The following is a 19,961-nucleotide window of genomic DNA, read 5'->3' as shown; positions in this document are numbered from 1 at the left end:
AAGATACAGTCCATGAAAACTGTGTCAAGGGCTGCTGAACGTAAATCGTGAAAAGCTGGCGGGTCGAGGCTGGTATGACCGGACGCGCCACCCTTGCTGACGCGCCCGGAAGACACTCACACAGCGGCATCCGATTGCGACAGATCCGACGCCGTTCGCGCCAGGTCCGTTCTCAGCGTCAGATGCAAGGGTGACCGTGGGATGTCTTTATCTTCCTTGCGGCGACGTTCAAGGTCAGCTTCCTGGCCATCGATAAGCGTGTCGAGTTTCTGATGCAACTGCATCATCTCGACCTGCATCTTCAGGGCAACCTGGTACTCCAACTCTGTACGGGTTCGATCTTTGCGCGACTGCTGATCCTGGGCGACGAGGATGAACAGCGAGAGGAAAATGGCTTCGGTCGAGGCCCAGAAACACAGAAAGGGGAACGGAAACGGGTCAATCGCGACTTTTGGTGGGAGGACGAGATTCGCGATAATCCAGCTCACAAACGCGACGGCGTGGGTCAGCAGGAACCACTTGCTGCTGGCCATCGTCGCGATGCCCGTCGCGATCTGTTCCCACCGGGTGAGCCGCTCTTCGATGATCTCGTCAAGATTCCTGATACCGCGGAGTTTTTCCACCGTCTGCCGTTGACGGGTGCCCAGCACCTTCATGACATGCAGGGCGAAAGGCGGATGCTCCGTAATAAAATCGGCAAACGCCGAACGCTGAAGAACAAGAACCTCCGCGTCCGACCGTGCCCTGGCGGTCGCAGTGCGCGGGCCGCTATCCAACAACGCGATTTCGCCGAAAACCGCTCCGGGCCCGAGGTCGGCCAGAATGATCTCTTTACCACCCTGGTCCGGAACGCTGATCGAGACCTGACCCCGCTTGATTAAGAAGAACTCGTCCCCGATCTCCCCGACCCAGAACAGGGTCGTTCCCATCGCAACCTGGCGAACCTCAAAGTAGACCGCGAGCTTGTCTCGCTCGAGCGGCGTCAGCGACGAAAAGAGTGGAATGCCTTCAAGAAACTTACTGTCCATGGCGAACCCAACTCCGGACTTCGTCTGCTTACCGATGGCGCGAACATCTAATCAGGCACAATGCGGGCCGATGCCGTCTTGAACAGCGAATCAAGCCGGGAAAGCTTCAGGCTCGACAGAACGCGCTTGCGAATCGCGACAATCTTTACAACTCCGCCCGTTTCCTGGACGTGGTTGTAAAGCCATACCAGGACGCCAATTCCCATCGATGACAGGAACGTCGTCTCGGAAAGGTCGACCTCCACCAGCTTCGGCTTGGCCGCGACCACCTTCTTGAACTCCCCTTCAATCCACGCCGTGTTGGTATGGATCGACCCGATGAGTTTTGCCGAGAACCCCTCGGGAATTGGGGTGATGACAGCCGGTTCGACCTGGAAATCCATGGTTAAACTCCAACCAGGCCAGGTCCTGGACGGACCTGGCGATCGGTTACGAGGCGGAATGGGTCACAATCTGGCTTGCTTCAGAGTGCAAAACGAAACAATGCGGTTGGTGCGCAGAGTTTAGCCGATTGAACCCCTCGAACAAGCAATCGTCGGTCCAATGCGCAAATTGGATTCCCCGATCGGTCGCTTTGCACCGGTGGCGGGGACTGTGACGCTGTTCTTTATGGAAATTGATGTTTCCCAGTGGCGGGTGGTGCAACATGAAGCGCCTGCAGCGCTCCGTGCACATCGCAAGAACCTACAGGCCTCGGCCGCAGTCGGACGCTGGCGTGCGTCCTGATCGGCGAACGGATCGAAGACTGCCGCCGTTCAATAGATGTCGGGCTCTGGAGTTGCTTTCCCGGCGTGCAGGAACCTGAAGTCGCACCCTTCGTTGGCTTGGGTCACTTCATGTGCAAACAAAGCAGCATAGCCGCGCTCGTATCGACGCTCCGGCGCGATCCATTGGCTTCGACGAACGGCCAGTTCTTCGTCGCTGACATGAAGATGGATTCTGCGAGCCTGAACGTCGAGCTCGATCAGATCCCCGGTCCGAACCAGGGCGAACGGCCCGCCTACGGCGCTTTCGGGAGCCACATGTAGAACGCACGTCCCGTAACTGGTGCCGCTCATGCGGGCGTCGCTGATGCGCACCATGTCGCGGATGCCCTGCTTCAGGAGCCGCTTGGGAATCGGCAACATCCCCCACTCGGGCATGCTGGGTGCCCCGATCGGCCCGCCACACTTCAGCACGATCACGCTGTCGGCCGTGATCGGCAGCGATTCGTCGTCAATCCCCTTCTTGAGCTCCTCGTAGTTTTCGAACACCACCGCGGGGCCGGTGTGCTTGAGCAGTCGCGGCTCGGCGGCGGTCGGTTTGATCACGCAGCCGTCAGGGGCGAGATTGCCGCGCAGGATGAACGTGGCACCCGCCTGGCTCAGCTCCTTCCCCTCGGGAACGATCACTTTCGAGTTGATGATCTCGGCCCCGGCGACGTTCTCGCCGAGTGTCCTTCCGTTGACCGTGATGACGTCCGTGTGCAGCAGATGGCGGATACGGTTCAGCAGCGCGGGCAGGCCGCCGGCGTCGTAGAAGTCCTCCATCAGGTATTCGCCGCTGGGGCGAAGGTTGGCGACGACGGGCGTGCGCTGGCTCAGCTCGTCAAAGCGCTCGAGCGGCAGCTTGATGCCGGCCCGCCCCGCCATCGCGATCAGGTGAACGATCGCGTTGGTCGATCCGCCAATCGCCATATCCACGGTAATCGCGTTGTCGAACGCTTCCCTGGCGAGCAGTTTTGACGGCCGCAGATCCTGCCAGACGAGCTCGACCGCCCGCCGCCCGCTCTCGGCTGCCATTCGGCCGTGTGCCGAGTGAACCGCGGGAATGCTGCTGGCGCCAGGCAGCGACAACCCCAGCGTCTCGGCGATTGCGGTCATGGTGCTGGCGGTACCCATGGTCATACAGGTGCCGGGGCTGCGGGCGATGCCTTCTTCGACGCCCCGCCAATCGCAATCGGGGAGGTTCCCGGCGCACTTCTCGGCCCAGTACTTCCAGCTGTCGGTGCCGCTGCCGAGGCGAGTGCCCTTCCAGTTGCCGGCGAGCATGGGCCCGGCGGGCACGTAAATGCAAGGCAGGTCGGCGGACGTCGCCCCCATGATCAGCCCCGGCGTGGTCTTGTCGCACCCGCCGACGAGCACCGCGCCGTCAATCGGGTGGCATCGCAGGTTCTCCTCCACCTCCATCGCCAGCAGATTGCGGTAATACATCGCCGACGGCTTCATGAACATTTCCGAGAGCGACATCACGGGGATCTCGACCGGAAATCCGCCGGCCTGCAGGATGCCACGCTTGATCTGCTCGACACGTTCGGGGAAATGCGTGTGGCACTGCGAGAGATCATTCCAGGTGTTCAGGATGGCGATGACCGGCTTGCCGACATAATCGGCCTCGGAGAAACCCATCTGCTTCAGCCGGGAGCGATGGCCGAAGGATCGCAGGTCGTCTGGCGCGAACCAGCGTGCGGAGCGGAGTTGATCGGGGGTCTTGCGCGACGATTTGGTTTGCGACATGGGTTGGAACGGAAAGGGGTTGCTGTCGGGTCTCCGAATACCCCGCGCTCCGCTTGGCGTCGCGGCTAACCGGATCACTCGGTTGGCCACAACGCGACGCGGAGCGCGAGACGAGCACACTACGAAACGTGAGCACACTATTCGAGACAACGCATTAGGGAAGCGACCGGAAGAACCGTCCCCACCGTGCCGACAGAAATCCACCCGGCTCGAACGACGCGGCAACGCCGATCGCCCTGCCGACGATCTCGCTCTCATCGACCATGCCCCAGTAGCGGGAATCGAAGCTGTTGTCGCGGTTGTCGCCGATCAGCAGATACTTACCCTCGGGGACGGTGATCGGCCCGAAATCGGGCTTGCCCGATCGAGCGGGCGTGAACATGACCGGGTGTTTCTGATCGCCGAGCGCTTCGGTGCCGAACTTCACACCGACCGACCGGACCACGGGATAGTCGCCGATCACTTTCGCATCGGGCGGCAGGTAATCGGCGTGTTTGCCGTTGACGATCAGGCGGTTGTTCACCAGCTCGATGACATCGCCGGGCGCGCCCAGCACGCGCTTTACCATGCGCGTGCCATCGTGAGGCGCGAAGAACACCACCACTTCTCCCCGCTCGGGATGCCCCCAGCGGGTGACGTGAATGGTCGTGAAGGGGATCTTCAGGCCGTACGACAGCTTGTTCACGAAGATCCGATCCCCTTCGAGGATCGTCGGGTTCATCGAGCCGGTCGGAACGTCATTCCAGTCGGCGAGCGTCGAGCGAGCGGCCATCAGCACGAGGATGAGCACGATCAGCGGGCGGATCTGCTCGCGAAAGAACCGGCCGAACGTCCACTTCGGCTTCGGTTCGGTCGCGTTCGTCGTCGGGCTCGCGGCAGATGGCGCGCTCGGCGAGTTCTCGGGGCTGGGATTCGGGCTGTTTGCGATCTCTTGGGACATCGTTTCTCCAGACGACACAATCACGGCTTACCGGCAGCCATGGCTTTGCCGGGCGACACGGCTTTGCCGTTGCGGCCGGGCATCCTAACATACGTCACCCACAGGAGAGCAACGACATGACCGCTGCCGCGCCCGCCACCACCAGCCGAACATTTGTACCGGCCGATATCGACCTGGCCGACTTCGACCGGATCGAGCCGCTATACCGTATCCTGCTCGATCGGCCGGTCGAAACAGTTGCGCAACTTCAGTCGTGGCTGAAGGATGCATCGGAACTGTCGGCGGCGATCGACGAGTACGGCAACCGGCGCTACATCGACAATTCCTGCCACACCGACGACCCGGCCCTGGAAAAAGCCTATCTCCACTACGTCGAAAATGTGGACCCGAAGGTCAAGCCGCTGGCATTCGAGATGCAGAAGAAGTTCCTGGCCTCCCCCGCGTTGGAACAACTTCGCGGCGACCGCTGGTACGCCATGCTCGAGCGCAAGTGGAAGGCGGATGTCGAGGTCTTCCGCGCCGAGAACGTACCGTTAGAGACGCAAGTCACGAAGCTGACTAACGAATACGACAAAATCAGCGGCGAGCAGATGGTCACGTTCAAGGGCAAGGAATACACGCCGCAACAGATCGCCCGGTTCTACGAGCAGACCGACCGCCCGACCCGTCAAGGCGCGTGGGAGGCGGCTACCAGCCGCAGGCTGCAGGATGCCGAGCGGATCGAGACCATCTTCGACAAGCAATTGCCGCTGCGGCAGACCATCGCCCAGAACGCCGGCATGCGCAACTACCGCGACCTGGCCTGGAAGGCGAACAAGCGGTTCGACTACACCCCGGCCGACTGCCAGCGCTTCGCCGACGCGATCGCCGCGACCGTGGTGCCCCTGGTGGCCAAGCTTCACGCCGATCGGGCGAAAGATCTCGGTATCGATTCGGTTCGCCCGTGGGATCTGGAAGTCGATCCGCAGAACCGTTCGCCGTTGCATCCGTTCGCCGAGAATGATGTTGACGGGTTCGTCGCCAAGACACGCGAGATCTTCGATCGGCTGTCACCCGACATCGCGGCCGACTTCGACCAGCTCAAACTGCACGGCAACCTCGACTTGGCCAGCCGAAAGGGCAAACAGCCCGGCGGATACCAGTGTTCGCTCGAAGAGAGCAAACAGCCGTTCATCTTCATGAATGCCGCGGGCCTGCACCGCGATGTGGAAACGCTGCTGCACGAAGGCGGCCACGCCTTCCACTACCAGTGGGCGTGCCGCAAAGAGCCGTTGGTGTTCCTGCGATCGGCACCCATGGAGTTCTGCGAAGTCGCGAGCATGGCGATGGAGCTGCTCGGCGGCGAACACCTCGACGTGTTCTACGACGCCGAGGGCCAGGCCCGCGCCGCCCGCAAAAAGCTGGAAGGCATCCTGCGGTTCTTCCCCTGGATGGCAACCATCGACCAGTTCCAGCACTGGATCTACACGCACCAGGGTCATAGCCGTGAGGAGCGCGCGGCGCATTGGCTGATGCTGATGGACCGCTTCGGGAAAGGCGTCGATTGGACCGGTCACGAGTTGGCACGGCGGACGCTCTGGCAGCGGCAACTGCACTTGTTCCACGCCCCGTTCTATTACATCGAGTACGGCATCGCCCAACTCGGTGCGCTGCAGCTCTGGATGAAGGCCAAGGAAGACCCGCACCGCGCGCTGGCCAACTACCGCACAGCCCTGACGCTGGGCGGAACACGCACCCTCCCCGACCTCTTCGCCGCCGCGGGGATTCGGTTCGATTTCTCGGAAAAGACGCTCGCGCCGCTGGTCAGGGCGATCGAAGAGGAGCTTGCGGGATTGCCGGCGTAGCAGCCAAGTCCGGTCTTCTCGGATGCTGAAACCCCGAACGAGCGACGGCCGGAATCGGTCCGTTGTGCACATTTGTCGCGATCGGGAGTAGTACAAGTAGTAGTCGTCCAAACTTTACATAAGTCGCAGGAGCCACGAGATGTCTCAATTGAATCGTCGCGATGTTCTGAAGTTCGCCGGTCTGTTCGCCGGCGGTGCACTGTTGTCCCCGCTCGCCGATCGCCTGGCGCAAGCCGCCGACGGGCCGAAGAAGCGGATTCTCTTTTTCACCAAATCCAGCGGATTTCAGCACAGCGCCATTACCCGCCCTGCCGATGCGCCGACCAAGCTCGCATTCGCCGAGCAGTACCTGACCGACATCGGCGCCAAGCACGGCTTTGAGGTCGTCTGCTCGAAGGACGGCACGATGTTCACCCCCGAAAACATCGCAAAGTTCGACGCCTTCGCGTTTTACACCACCGGCGACCTGACCAAGGATTCGGACAAGTACGCTTCCGTCCCCAAGAAGGGACCCGATGGCAAAGCCCTGAAAGACGATAAGGGCAAAGCGATCGTGGAAAAGGGTGCCCTCCTCTGGAAAGAACCCGGCATGGGCGACGCCGGCAAGGCCGCCTTCCTGGAGGCGATCAAGCAGGGCAAGGGCTTCATGGCCTTCCACTCAGCGACCGACACTTTCCACAGCGCCAAGCACCAGAAGGGCGAACTGATCCGCGACGTCGATGACAAGGGCCAGGACGCGTTCGACCCCTATATCCAGATGATTGGCGGCGAATTCATCGTCCACGGCGCTCAGCAGAAGTCGCTGCTCAAAGCCGTGGACCCGAAGTTCCCCGGCGCCAAGGCGTACGACAACGCCGACTTCTCCGAAGAGTGGTACTCGCTGAAAAACTTCGCGCCCGACCTGCACGTGATCCTGGTGCAGGACCCGGCGAAGATGACCGGCCCGATGTACCAGCGCAAGCCTTTCCCCGAGACCTGGGCGCGGATGCACGGCAAGGGCAGGGTGTTCTACACATCGATGGGCCACCGCGAAGACGTCTGGCAGCGGCCGGAGTTCGAAGGCCTGGTCGTCGGCGCCATGCAGTGGATCACCGGGCAGATCGAGGTCGATGTGACGCCAAACATCAAACAGGTCACGCCCGACGCAGACGCCAAGCAGTTCGCAGCCGGCAAATAGCACCGCCGCCTCGTTGCAGCGATAGATCGACGACCTTACGCATCACATCCGCGGCTCGAACGATGTACTCGTTCGAGCCGCGTTCAATATCGGCCGGTTCCGAATCCCCATCTACAAGACGGCAACTCCCATGGCCCATCTGGCAAAAATGCTTCTCGCGGTGTTGGTTCTCGCGGGTTCATCAGTCGCGGCGGCAGGTTACGGCGACTGGAAACACACGGGTTCCATCTTCGTTCTCACGACGCCCGAGGGCGCGAATCTCCCGGCATCAGCCTCGGAGAAAGATTTCCCGATCCTCGTCCGGCTTCACCGGGACTTCTTCGACTTCGCACAGGCCCAGCCCAATGGCCAGGACATCCGTTTCTCGACACCTGGTGGCGATCCGCTGGCGTACCAGATTGACGAGTGGGATGCCAAGGCCGGGGCAGCGAGCATCTGGGTAAGACTTCCGATCCTGAAAGGGAACGAGCGCCAGGAGATCCGCGTGCACTGGGGCAGATCAGACGCCAAGTCCGAATCCGACGGCCGGGCTGTCTTCAACGACAACAATGGGTTCCTCAGCGTTCTGCACATGGACGAGGCACTGGCAGACGACGCAGGATCGGTTCAGCCGAAGAATGGCGGCACCACAGCCACCACCGGTCCGATCGGTGCCGCCCGCACGTTCGCCGAAAGGCAAGGCATCGCCTGCGGCGAGAAGATCGCCAATTTCCCCGCCGGCGCGGCACCGCACACCTCGGAAGCGTGGATTCGCGCGCGGCGTTCCAACGGCACGATCATTGCCTGGGGCAATGAGCAGGCGCAGGGCAAGGTGGTCATGCAGTTTCGCAGCCCGCCACACATCCAGATGGACTGCTACTTCTCGGGCGGCAACGTGTCCGGTGCGAGCCGGGTTCCGACCGACGAGTGGGTGTATGTCACTCATTCCTACCAACAGGGCGAATCGCGCGTCTATGTGAACGGTGTGCTCGACGGCACGAATAAATCCGCCGGCTCTCCACTCAATGTCCGGACGCCCGCGCGGTTCTGGATCGGCGGTTGGTACAACAACTTCAGCTTCGTCGGTGACATGGACGAAGTGCGCATTTCGAAGGTCACCCGGTCGGCCGACTGGGTCAAACTCTGCTACGAGAACCAGAAGCCGCTGCAAACGCTCGTCGGCCCGGTGGTCAGGCCCGGCTCGTCGTTCGGTGTGACGCCGGCGAAGATCGAGGTAAAGGAAGGCTCAACCGCCACCCTTACCGCGGATGCCGCCGGTGCCCTGAAGATCTATTGGAGCCTGAAGCGCGACGGCACTGAGACCCCCCTGGCGGTCGACCGATTCTCGCTGATGTTCGCCCCCGGTCGCGTCACCGGAGATCAGAACGCGACCATCGTCTGCAAGGCGGTCTTTCCGTCAGAGGTGAAAAACAAGGAGATCGACGTCCTGATCAAGGAAGCGATCCCCGAGCCCCAGTTCACTCTTGAAGCACCGGCGACGTGGGACGGACGCGAACCGATCGAAATCAAGGCGAATATCAGCAATCGCGACACCCTGACGGCGACGCGGTCCGGCCCCCTGACCTATCGCTGGGCGATCGCCGGCATCGCGGCCACCTCATCGGAAATCCCGGGCGGCCTTCTCCTGTCGCGCGCTCATAACAGCGGCAAGCTGAGCATTACGGCCACGATCAGCAACGGCGGGCCCGCCATCACCCAAACCATCGAGATTGCCGTCACCGAGCCGGTGCAGGACCCCTGGGTCTATCGAACGGCGACAAAGGACGAGAAGCCGATCGATAACCAGTTCTACGCCCGCGACGACCGCAACGAAGGCACGCTCTTCTGCAATGGCGGACTGGCCGAGCGGCCGGATTCAGTGTTTCTGCGCGTGACCGCTGATGACAAGCCGTACCAGGACCTGAGCCAGAAGCTCGACGCCGAAGGACGATACGCATTCACCGTCAAGCTCAAGCCCGGCCTGGTGAAGTACGCAGTAAAACTCGGGACCAAAACCGGCGACGACGAAAAGATCCTGCACGCTGCGACGAACCTGGTCTGCGGCGACGCATACTTGATCGACGGCCAATCCAACGCCGAAGCGACCGCGTGGGGCAAGGACGAGGTCAACTTCACCAGCACATGGATTCGAACCTTCGGCAGCATGGAAGGCAGTCCCCAGGGATCGCGACAGATCGTCTGGGGCGATGCCGTCGCCCGCGGCAAGGGCGCGAAACTTCAGGTCGGCTACTGGGGGCTCGATCTTGCCCGTCGGCTGGTCGAAAGCCAGAAGATGCCGATCTGCATCATCAACGGCGCAGTCGGCGGAACGCGCATCGATCAGCACCAACGCAACTTCGCCGATCCCGAAGACGTGACCACCATCTACGGCCGTCTGCTCTGGCGGGTCCGCCAGGCGGGCCTGACGCATGGCATTCGGGGCGTCCTTTGGCACCAGGGCGAAAACGACCAGGGCGCCGACGGGCCGACCGGCGGCTTCGGCTGGCAGACGTACCGCCAGCTCTTTGTCGAGATGGCCGGTGCATGGAAGCAGGACTACCCCAACATCCAGCACTATTACGTCTTCCAGATCTGGCCGAAATCCTGTGCCATGGGCATCGACGGCTCCGACAACCGCCTGCGCGAGGTCCAGCGAAACCTGTCGACGGCGTTCTCCCGGCTCAGCCTGATGTCGACCCTGGGGATCGATCCACCGGGCGGCTGCCACTACCCGCCCGAAGGGTATGCCGAGTTCGCGCGATTGATCCTGCCGCTGATCGAGCGCGACCACTACGGCAAAGTTCCCACCGCCCCGATCACGCCGCCGAACCTTCGTCGTGCCTATGCCGCCAGCGGGACGACGGACCGCCTGGTGATGGAATTCGACCAGCCGGTGAAGTGGGATGACAGCCTGAAGGGGCAGTTCTACCTGGACGGCGTATCAGGCGGCATCGCTTCGGGCGTGTGCAATGGGAACGTTGTGACGCTGCAGCTGTCGGCCCCGCTCGCCGCCAAAACCCTGACCTATCTCGATAGCAAGGCATGGAGCCAGAAGACATTACTGCGCGGCGAAAACGGAATTGCCGCGCTCACCTTCTGCGAGGTCCCCATCCAGACGGCAACGTCCAAATCGCAGAAGTAGCCCGTCGCCCCCGCACGGTCGGTCGTCCCTGGCGATTCTTGGCGTGGTCGGTGTACCCGCGCCCGCCCCATGCGTAATAGGGATGGTCAACGGGCCTTGGCCAACTCAGCTCTCCGTCCGGTCGGTCATCAACCGGCGCTCTGGCCTGCCGGCAGTACCAATCGACGCAAAGCGACGGTGGTGAACCGGAGCCTTCCCGGGTCGCCACCGGCCTCTTAACGCCCTGAGTGAACGACACACACTATCTAGTCTCTCTCGATCTTCCTGCACTGACCCCATTGGCCAAGGCCTTATCCATGCCCGTGAAACAGACATTCCGGTTGGCAACGATTGCCCTGGCGACCCTCGTCGCCGTGACGCCGTGCTCGGCCCAGACGGCAACGACCGGCTCCAGTCCTTCCGCGGCAACATCGGTGCGGGCATTCCAGGACCTGTGGATTCCACCGCTGATCACTGGCAAAACCTTCGACCTGGCGCTGGGCAAGTCGAGCAAATCGCTCTGGCCAGGGGCGACCACGCACACATACGGCTACAACGATGCCAGGTTCTGGGGTCCGACTCTCGTTTTCGAACAGGGCGAGACCGTGCGGATCAACGTCAAGAACAACCTCGACGAACCGACCACCGTCCACTGGCACGGCCTGCACCTGCCGGCGGCGACCGACGGCGGCCCACACCAGCTCATCGCGGCCGGTGCGACCTGGTCGCCATCTTTCACCGTTCGGAACAACGCCGGCACCTATTGGTACCACCCCCATCCGCACGAAAGCACTCAGAAGCAGATCGCGATGGGCGCAGGCGGGCTTATCATCATCCGTGACCCGATCGAGGCGAAGCTGGCGCTGCCACGTGCCTATGGTGTTGACGATATCCCACTGGTGCTCACCAGCCGGCGATTCAATCTTGCAGACCAGTTCACTTTCGCCGGCGATAACGACAAATACGGCGACTTTTCACTGGTCAACGGAACGCTCGACCCCAAGGTCAGCCTTCCCGCCCAGTTCGTGCGACTGCGGATCCTGAACGCGGAGATCGAGCGCGGCTACCAACTCGGTTTTAGCGACAACCGGAAGTTTTATCTGATCGCCACCGATGGCGGCCTGGTCGATAAGCCGGTGCCACTTTCGCGGATCAAGCTCATGGTCGGCGAGCGCATTGAGATCCTGGTGGACCTGAGCGGCGACAAGCCGGGCGCGACCGTGGACCTGATGGCGTACAACGCCCGACAGCCGTTCGGATTCCCCGGCGGCGAGCCCGGACGATCGCCGCCGAACGGCAGCTATCTCAACAACCTCGACTTTCGGCTGCTGCGCGTGAACGTCGCGGCCCCCACCGCCGCTCCGATCACGAAGCTGCCACCGGAACTGACCCGCAACAAATTCTGGAGCGAAGCCGATGCGACCGAGCGCCGCACCTTGAACATCCTCCGCTTCGGTCCGCCAAATCGGGAGTTCGCGTTTGATCGCAAGTATTACGACATGCACACGGTGAATCATGTCGTCAAGCTCGGCGCGGTGGAAGCCTGGACGATCGTGAACGATCGGACCTTCGGGCACTCGTTTCATATTCATGATGTGCAGTTCAAAATCGTCGCACGCAGCGACGGGCCAGTGCCCGACTACGAGCAGGGCTGGAAGGATTCGCTGTACATACCACGCGGTCAGTCGGCGACATTTGTGACCCGCTTCGACGACTTCGCCAGCGATACCGACGCCTTCATGTATCACTGCCACATGGCCAATCACGAGGACGGGGGCCTCATGGGCCAGTTCCTCGTGGTCAATGACCCCGCGACGCTCAAACCCGATGCCAGCGGCGTGATCCGGCTGGCCGACCGTGCGCGGCATGCGATCACACCGGCCATGACCGCCACGGCCGACCGTCAGGTCGGCACGGCCGCGCCCCCAGTTGAAGCAACCGACCTGGCCGGCAAACCCCTGCGGCTGGCTGCCCTGGCGCAGAAGCGGCCGGTGGTCCTGTTCTTCATCGAGAAGGACTGCCCCTGCTCGCGTGATGCGGCCAAGTACTTCGGGCGGCTGTCCGTGCAGTACGGCCAGAACTGCTCGGTCGTCGGCGTCATTAATGCCGACACCGAGACCGCCAGGAACTGGGTGAAAGAAACCGGCGCAGGGTTCCCGCTGATCGCAGACCCGAAGTTGGAGCTGATCAACGCTTATCGCGTGACCTCCAGCGCCAGCTCAATCCTGGTGGCGCCCGGTGGCGCCATAGAGAAGGTCTTTCCCGGTTACAGCGCGACAATACTCGGCGAGCTGTCGGCCAATGTCGCCAGGCTCAGTGGGACGACGCCGCCGGCTTTGTCGTTCGACGCCGCGCCGAAAGATCCGACCTCCGGCTGCGCCTTTTCGCAGTAACTGGCTCACCGAGTTCTCCCCCAACCTTTCACCACCGCGCCCCCCGCCTTAGAATCCGTGGGTCCGAACCGCGCTTCTGCCAAGGATGGTCGTGGAACATCGTGAATACCGCGTCGAACTCGACGTCTACAACGGCCCGCTCGACCTGCTGCTCTACCTCCTCAAGAAGGACGAGGTAGACATCTACGACATCCCCATCACGCAGATCCTCGATTCGTACATGCACTACGTGGACCTGCTGAAGGACTTCAGCGCCAAGTCCGGCCTGGACATCAACGTCGCCGGCGACTTTTTGGTGATGGCCGCGACGCTGATGGAGATCAAGTCGGCCATGCTGCTGCCGAAGCTCAAGCCCGACGAGGGCAAGGAAGGCCGATCGGCCGCTCAGGACCTGGCCGACCCGCGGTACGAACTCGTGCAGCAACTGCTGGAGTACAAGCGGTTCAAAGACACGGCGGTTCTACTGGACCGCAAACAGCACGAGCACCAGGACCGTTTCGCCCGCTACCCCGCCAAACGCGATACGACCGGCGACGAACCGCCGCCGGTTGACATGGACGAGGTGCAGGTCTGGGACCTGCTGTCGGCGTTCAGCAAGCTGATGAGCGAGATCGGCCAGCGAAAGCCGAAGGTTCATGAAGTCAATTACGACGACACCCCGATCGAGCTGCACGCCACCGACATCGAAGACCGGTTGAAGCGCGAAGGCAAGCTGACGCTCAAGCAGCTCATCGTCGGCCGGACGAGCAAGAGCGAGATCATCGGCGTCTTCCTGGCGCTGCTGGAACTGATCCGCCAGAAGAAAATCCTGGTTCACCAGGGGGATGATCTGAACGACCTGGAGATCGACCCCGCCCCCGAAGAACACCGCCGAACGTACGAGCACGCGAGCCTGGCGCTGAGCGAAGGAGCGGAACAGACGCGAGACGCGGAAGCGACGGATGTGCCGGCCGCTGGTGATTCCGATCGCTGAACTCGTTCACCCGAACATCGCCGCGATTTTGCGCTTCACCTCGCTCGGCTGTCCCACCCGCACGGGCGTATCGCTGACAGCCTCGGGGGCGGCGACTTTCACTTTTTCAAACTTCTCCGACACGTTCTCCGGCAGGAACCGCGTGAGCTGCGCGTAGCTGTGGCGGTCTCCCATCGCGTGCTTCTTGGCGTAGTACTTCAGGGGGAACAGTACCTCCAGAAAGTCCTTCGCCCGCGTGAGCGCGACGTAGAACAGACGGCGTTCTTCTTCGATGTCCTCGGCCGTGCCGGTCGCCATGTCGCTGGGGATGTTGCCGTCGGCGGCGTGGATGACATACACGCAGTCCCACTCGCACCCTTTGGCCGAGTGGATCGTCGACAGAATCAGGTAGTCCTCTTCCCGCAACGGCGGACCGGCCAAATCCTGCGTGCTGTTGGGCGGATCGAGCGTCAGTTCGGCCAGCATCTGGCTGCGGCTCGTGAAGCCGGCGGAGATCTGCTCCATCTGCTCCAGATCGCGCTTCCGCACCGTCGGGTTGTCGTACCTCTTCTCCAGCACGGGCGCGTAAAACTCCCGCACTTTTGCCACCTGGTCGGGCAGCGGCAGCTTGTCATTGCGGAGTGAGATCATCATCGCCACGAACGGCGGCCACTGCTCCCACGCCGCCGACGGGCACGAAAAGCTTTCCCACGCCTTCAAATCAAAGTGCCGCGATGACAGGTGCTGGACGGCCTTCTTCGCGACCGCCGGGCCGATGCCGTCGATCAGTTGCAGGACGCGCTGGGCGCTGATGGCGTCTTTCGGGTTCTCCGCCAATCGCAGTATCGCCAGCGTGTCTTTGACGTGCGCCGCCTCGAGGAACTTCAAACCGCCGTACTTCACGAACGGGATGTTCCGTCGGCTCAGTTCGACTTCCAGTGCATCGGAGTGGTGCGACGTGCGGAACAGCACGGCCTGCTTCTTCAGCGGAATACCGGCTTCGACATGCTGCAGGATTCGGCCGATCAGGTAATCGCTCTGCTTGTCTTCGTCCTGCACCGTCACCAGCCGAGGCAGTGCGCCGCCCTTCTTCGTGGTGAACAGGTCCTTGTTGTACCGGTGCGGGCACTCGGCGATCACCGCATTCGTCGCGGACAGGATCGGCTGAACGCTTCGGTAGTTCTGTTCGAGCTTCGCGACGGTAGTCCCGGGGAAGTGCTGCGGGAACTCCAGGATGTTGTGTACCGTCGCGGCCCGGAAGCTGTAAATGCTCTGGGCATCGTCGCCGACCACGGTCAGGCCGACGCCATCGGGCTTGAGCTTTCGCAGGATGCCGGATTGCAGCCGATTGGTGTCCTGGTACTCGTCGACTAATACATGATCGAACCGCGCCCGCACGCCGGCGGCCAGTTCCTCGTCCTGCATCAGGTGAAACCAGTAGAGCAGCAGGTCGTCGTAGTCGAGGGTGTTCTGCTCCTGCTTCCGGGCGACGAACGCCTTGAACAGCTTCTTGAGTTGCTCCGGATATCCCGAGCACCAGGGGAATTGGTTCTTCAGCACGTCTTCGACGGTATCAGTCGCATTCACGCACCGGCTGTAGATCGCCAGGCACGTCTCTTTGCGCGGGAAGCGAACGTCGCCTTTATCCAGTTCCAGCTCCGACCGCACGCTGTTGAGCAGGTCTTCGGCATCGGAACGATCGAGCACGGTAAAGCTGTCGCCAATGCCCAGCGCCTGGCCGTGCAGCCGAAGGAGGCGATTGCCGACGGCGTGAAAAGTACCGGACCAAAGTTTGGAAAGTAGCGAGACCGGGCGGTGGGGAAGTTGGGCAGCAGAAGCAGATTCAAGAATCGATCGCACGCGCTTGCCCATCTCGGCGGCGGCGCGGCGGCTGAACGTCAGAAGCAAGATCCGCCCGGGATCGGCGCCCTTGGCGATCAGGTGGGCGACGCGATACGCCAGTGTATTGGTCTTCCCCGTCCCCGCCCCGGCGACGATTAGCAGTGGCGCATCGCCCGCCGTCGCCGCGGCACGCTGCTGGTCGTTCAGCTTGGAATAGAGGGAATCGGGGAGTTCGGCGTCCATGCCTGAGGCTCGCATGCCGGAGTTGTAACAGGGGCGGCCGTGCGGGGAAAGTACGGGGGCAGCACACGCGGCACGGTATGTAAACCGGGCCCGAAATTATTCCCGGGCCGCGAACAACTGTACGAGTAAAGGACACTGCCAGACCGGCGGTCGCGTCAAACCTCTTAGGACTCACATGAAAATCGCTCAACACTGGCTTTGGCTGGCATTTGTGATCACCCTCGGTGCGTTCAGCGCACATGGACAAAGCCCCGCCGCGACGCAAACCGCTGTGCTTTCTCCACCGCCCGAAGGGTATGACGTCCGCCGTGCAGACATCGACCGCGGGAAGGTCGCACTGGTCGAGTACGACTCGTCCACCGTCGGCACCAAACGCAAGGCCCGCGTCTACACCCCGCCGGGTTACACGCCGAACAAGAAATACCCCGTCCTGTACCTGCTCCATGGCATCGGCGGCGACGAGAACGAATGGGTCCGTGGCGGCGTGCCCGACGTCATCCTCGACAACCTGTACGCCGACAAGCAGGCGGTCCCGATGATTGTCGTGTTGCCCAACGGGCGAGCCTCGAAAGATGTCGGCCCGCGCGATCCGATCCCGAAACAGTCCCCTGCCTTTGCGGCGTTCGAGAGCGACCTACTCAAAGACCTGATCCCGTTCATCGAGAAAACCTACGCTGTGGAGACCGGCCGCGAGTCGCGTGCGCTCGCCGGCCTGTCGATGGGTGGCGGACAGTCGCTCAACTTCGGGCTCGGCAACCTCGACACGTTCGCCTGGGTCGGCGGCTTCTCGTCGGCCCCCAATACCCGACCGCCAGGGGCACTCATCAAAGATCACGCCGAAGCGACCAAGAAGCTCCGGTTGCTCTACGTCGCTTGCGGCAACAAGGACGGCCTATTCCGCATCAGCCAGAACGTCCACGAGATGCTCGAGCAGAACAAGGTTCCCCACGTCTACAACGTGATCCCGGGTGGCGGCCATGACTTCAAAGTGTGGCGGAGCGACCTGTATCAATTTGCGAAGTTGGTGTTCAAGAAGCAGCACTGATCGAAGTGGCTGAAGCCTTCCACTTGCTGCCCTCGCAGCAGCGTATAGACAGATGGCTGGGTGCCGACCTGGCGAGAAGTGGCAGTTATTCTTGACTGTCGGCCTATTCCGCGTCGCCTTTCGACTTCAGCCCCGCCGTATTCACCGCGATCACCCGATACGCGTACTTCTTCCCCGCTTCGGCCTTGGTGTCGGTGTACTTCATGACGACCAGCGGCTGTCCGGGTGTGTCGCTGTATTGCAGGTTCTGGAACAGCGGCCGGCCGAAGGGGTTCTTGCCCTGCTCGGGGACATTGGCCAGCAACTGGCCGTCGCGCTCGATGATGAAACCGGCCAGGCCGCTTTCCAGGTCGGCCTCGCAGTCCCACGTCAACTCATTGCCGGCGACCTTCAGGTTCGTCGGCGCGGGAGGCGGCGTGGTGTCCGTCACCGCGGTGTCTTCGATGTACTGCATCCACGCCCGCGCGATCGCTTCGTTCGGCAGCCAGACCGCCTTGAGAGGATCGCCGGCGAACTTGTCTGCAATCACGGCGTCGCCGCCGGCGAGTGGGGCCAGCCAGGCCTTGTCGGTGGGCATCGCGTTCAGCGGATCACCAGCGACCTTCGGCAGACGGGCACTCAGGCAGGCGTCGAGCCAGGGGATCGCCAGGTACCGCTGATTGCCGCACTCGTGCGCGGTCAGCGGATCGACGGCGACGCCGATCAACCCGCCCCTGGACCGGATCTCGCTGAAAAACGTCTCGTTGGATGGCCACACGCCCGCGAATCGCCCTTCCTTCACGGTAACGCCTTCCTTCGTGCCCAAGTTGCACAGGATGGGCACCTTCAGGGCCGCCTCATGCAGGATGTGCGCCTTGATGGTCGAGCCGACAGGGTTGGCTTTGAGCATCGGCACGCCGGATCGCAGCCAGGCGGCGGCGACGCGTTCGGGGTGGAGCATCACCATGCCGCCGGCCCAGTGGCCGCCGCCGCTGTGGCCCCATAGCGCCCAGGGCACTTTAGCCAGTTCCGGATGACCCGATTTTTCGCCCAGATCGACCAGGCATTTCTGGAACGCGGTGCTGGAGCCGTTCCGCGGATCGCACCACATCTGGCAGTCGGCCTTATCGGGTTGTTCGTACGCCGGGGCGAGCAGGGCGCAGTCATGCTTTCTGGCCAGTGCGTGCCAGTGCAGGTCGAACGCGCCGGTCAGCCCCGACTTGCACGAGCCCTCGCCACAGCCGTGCTGATGAACGATCACGCCACGCAGGGTTTTGACGTCTTTTGGAATCCAGATCGTGTAGTTGACGGAATAGATCAGCTCCCCCGGCGTCTTCGAGGCCTCGTACCGCACGCGGTAGTATGGCGGCTCGGCCGCGGGGAAGACGTCGTACGGTGCCTGCTGCGCCGGCGACGCCGCAGGGAAGGACAACACCAGAACGACGAGGAACAGAGCGGGTAGCGGTCGGTTGGGCATCGGATGGTTCCTTGAGAGATCGCCGGATATTCATGCGTGTCGGCACCCCGTTTTAACACGAAGGGCACAAGAAGAAACAGCGCGGCCAAGCCGCAGCAAAAGGCGGAGGAGCAGCAGAGGCACGGAGACACAGAGGGCGTTTCGACGCATGTTCCCATTTTCACAGAAGCATCGCTGAAATGACTGATCAACAGTGGAGGCGGTCGGCCCTCTGTGTCTCAGTGTCTCTGTGGCTTCCCCGTCTTTGGTTGCGCGTCTATCGCGATGTGGGTCTTCGTGCCGGCGTGTGAAATTCGGCTACCGGCCCTGCTGAGCAAATCGTGGCCTGTCGCCGAGGCCCCTGATATGCTCACAAGCCTGTCGCCTTGCGAATCGACCCTGTCTTTGTCTCCCGGAGGAAACAGCCATGATTTTGCGAAATGACGGCCCATCGGCCGGCCAGTCTGTCAGCCGACGCGCGTTCCTGGGTTCTGCGGCACTGCTCGGCGCGGCGGCGATGCTGCCGCGCGGCGCGTTTGGTGCTCTCGCCGATGCGCCCGCCGCGGCCAAGCCCAACTCCGTCATCGACGGCGTCAAGATCGGCTGCATCACCTACAGCTATCGCGGCCGTATCGTCACCGCCGAGGACACGCTTGCCGCGCTGCTCAAGAGCGGCCTGAGCGAGACGGAACTGATGGACGGACCGATCAAGGCGTATACCGGCATCGGCGGACCCGCGAAGAAAGACCCCAAGGCCCCCGCCGCCGCTCCGACCGACGCCGACCGTGCCGCGCAGCTCGCCAAGTGCGCCGAGCTGAAGAAGATGTACAACGACGCCGGTGTGAACATCCACATCCACAAGACGCCGTTCGGCAAGACCGACGAAGACATCGAGTTCAACTTCCAGATCGCCAAGGCGCTGGGCTGCGTCGCGATCACCACCGAGCGCAACGAAGAACTCGCCAAGCGCGTCGCACCGTTCGCCGAGAAGCACAAGGTGTACGTGGCGTTCCACAACCACCAGAACAACTTCCCGTCGCTCGACAAGCCCGATCCGCTGCTTGAAATCGGCAAGTACATCGCCTTCAACCTCGACATCGGTCACTACGTCGGCGGTACCAATGGCAAGAGCCCGATCCCGCTGATCGAGAAGTACCACGACCGCATCATCAACCTGCACCTGAAGGACAAGACCAACCAGGGTCGGAACATGTCCTGGGGCGCGGGCAACACGCCGATCAAGGAAGTGCTGCAACTGCTGAAGAAGGAGAAGTGGCCGATTTACGCCGACATCGAGCTGGAATACCCGGTGCCGGAAGGCAGCGACTCGGTCACCGAAGTCGCCAAGTGCCTGCAGTACTGCCGGGAAGCGCTCGCGTAGGTCGCGGCGTTCCGTAGGACTGATTAGCGGTCGCACCGAAGGTGCACCCTTTTGACACCGCCGTCGGAAGACGTGCACCTACGGTG

At 62.3% G+C, this 19,961-nt stretch carries 13 protein-coding genes; 7 read left to right on the top strand and 6 right to left on the bottom strand.

Features of this window, described 5'->3' with window-relative positions:
• Positions 1 to 116: 116 nt before the first annotated feature.
• From IPV69_RS18345 to lepB, 4 genes are all read right to left on the bottom strand, one after another.
• The gene (locus tag IPV69_RS18345; protein ID WP_206291173.1) at positions 117 to 1,028 is read right to left on the bottom strand and encodes a cyclic nucleotide-binding domain-containing protein; all 912 of its coding nucleotides are present in this window, start codon (positions 1,026 to 1,028) and stop codon (positions 117 to 119) included.
• Positions 1,029 to 1,075: 47 nt separating this feature from the next.
• Complete coding sequence (locus IPV69_RS18340; RefSeq protein ID WP_206291172.1) at positions 1,076 to 1,411, bottom strand: STAS domain-containing protein; 336 nt, start codon at positions 1,409 to 1,411, stop codon at positions 1,076 to 1,078.
• Between the two features lie 372 nt (positions 1,412 to 1,783).
• On the bottom strand, positions 1,784 to 3,523 hold the full coding sequence (araD, locus tag IPV69_RS18335; protein WP_206291171.1) for an L-arabinonate dehydratase: 1,740 nt from the start codon (positions 3,521 to 3,523) through the stop codon (positions 1,784 to 1,786).
• 154 nt (positions 3,524 to 3,677) lie between these two features.
• A complete protein-coding gene (lepB, locus tag IPV69_RS18330) occupies positions 3,678 to 4,463 on the bottom strand; it encodes a signal peptidase I (RefSeq protein WP_206291170.1) in 786 nt (261 codons plus the stop codon).
• A gap of 116 nt (positions 4,464 to 4,579) precedes the next feature.
• Between lepB and IPV69_RS18325 the strand changes: the two genes are divergently transcribed.
• The 5 genes from IPV69_RS18325 to IPV69_RS18305 all read left to right on the top strand — a co-directional run bounded on the left by IPV69_RS18325 (position 4,580) and on the right by IPV69_RS18305 (position 13,950).
• The gene (locus tag IPV69_RS18325) at positions 4,580 to 6,307 is read left to right on the top strand and encodes a M3 family oligoendopeptidase (protein WP_206291169.1); all 1,728 of its coding nucleotides are present in this window, start codon (positions 4,580 to 4,582) and stop codon (positions 6,305 to 6,307) included.
• A gap of 139 nt (positions 6,308 to 6,446) precedes the next feature.
• On the top strand, positions 6,447 to 7,484 hold the full coding sequence (locus IPV69_RS18320) for a ThuA domain-containing protein (RefSeq protein WP_206291168.1): 1,038 nt from the start codon (positions 6,447 to 6,449) through the stop codon (positions 7,482 to 7,484).
• Between the two features lie 130 nt (positions 7,485 to 7,614).
• Complete coding sequence (locus IPV69_RS18315) at positions 7,615 to 10,605, top strand: DUF2341 domain-containing protein (RefSeq protein WP_206291167.1); 2,991 nt, start codon at positions 7,615 to 7,617, stop codon at positions 10,603 to 10,605.
• Positions 10,606 to 10,907: 302 nt separating this feature from the next.
• A complete protein-coding gene (locus IPV69_RS18310; protein WP_206291166.1) occupies positions 10,908 to 12,977 on the top strand; it encodes a multicopper oxidase domain-containing protein in 2,070 nt (689 codons plus the stop codon).
• 91 nt (positions 12,978 to 13,068) lie between these two features.
• Entirely contained in the window at positions 13,069 to 13,950 is an 882-nt protein-coding gene (locus IPV69_RS18305) for a segregation and condensation protein A (protein ID WP_206291165.1), read from the top strand.
• 6 nt (positions 13,951 to 13,956) lie between these two features.
• Here the strand turns inward: IPV69_RS18305 and IPV69_RS18300 are convergent, their stop codons facing one another.
• Positions 13,957 to 16,029 (bottom strand): ATP-dependent helicase, encoded by a 2,073-nt coding sequence (locus tag IPV69_RS18300; protein ID WP_390884363.1) that lies wholly within the window; start codon positions 16,027 to 16,029, stop codon positions 13,957 to 13,959.
• Positions 16,030 to 16,189: 160 nt separating this feature from the next.
• Between IPV69_RS18300 and IPV69_RS18295 the strand changes: the two genes are divergently transcribed.
• Positions 16,190 to 17,059: an alpha/beta hydrolase gene (locus tag IPV69_RS18295; RefSeq protein WP_206291163.1), complete on the top strand. Its 870-nt coding sequence runs from the start codon at positions 16,190 to 16,192 to the stop codon at positions 17,057 to 17,059.
• Between the two features lie 103 nt (positions 17,060 to 17,162).
• On the opposite strand, the gene IPV69_RS18290 is transcribed toward IPV69_RS18295, so the two are convergent.
• Complete coding sequence (locus IPV69_RS18290; protein WP_206291162.1) at positions 17,163 to 18,515, bottom strand: hypothetical protein; 1,353 nt, start codon at positions 18,513 to 18,515, stop codon at positions 17,163 to 17,165.
• Between the two features lie 406 nt (positions 18,516 to 18,921).
• Here IPV69_RS18290 and IPV69_RS18285 point away from each other — a divergent pair, with 406 nt between their 5' ends.
• The gene (locus tag IPV69_RS18285; protein WP_206291161.1) at positions 18,922 to 19,875 is read left to right on the top strand and encodes a sugar phosphate isomerase/epimerase family protein; all 954 of its coding nucleotides are present in this window, start codon (positions 18,922 to 18,924) and stop codon (positions 19,873 to 19,875) included.
• Positions 19,876 to 19,961: the final 86 nt, after the last annotated feature.

The sequence above is a fragment of the Humisphaera borealis genome (genome assembly GCF_015169395.1).
GTDB lineage: Bacteria > Planctomycetota > Phycisphaerae > Tepidisphaerales > Tepidisphaeraceae > Humisphaera > Humisphaera borealis.
Note: the sequence above shows the minus strand (reverse complement) of the source record. Positions and strands in the feature narration are given on the sequence as shown.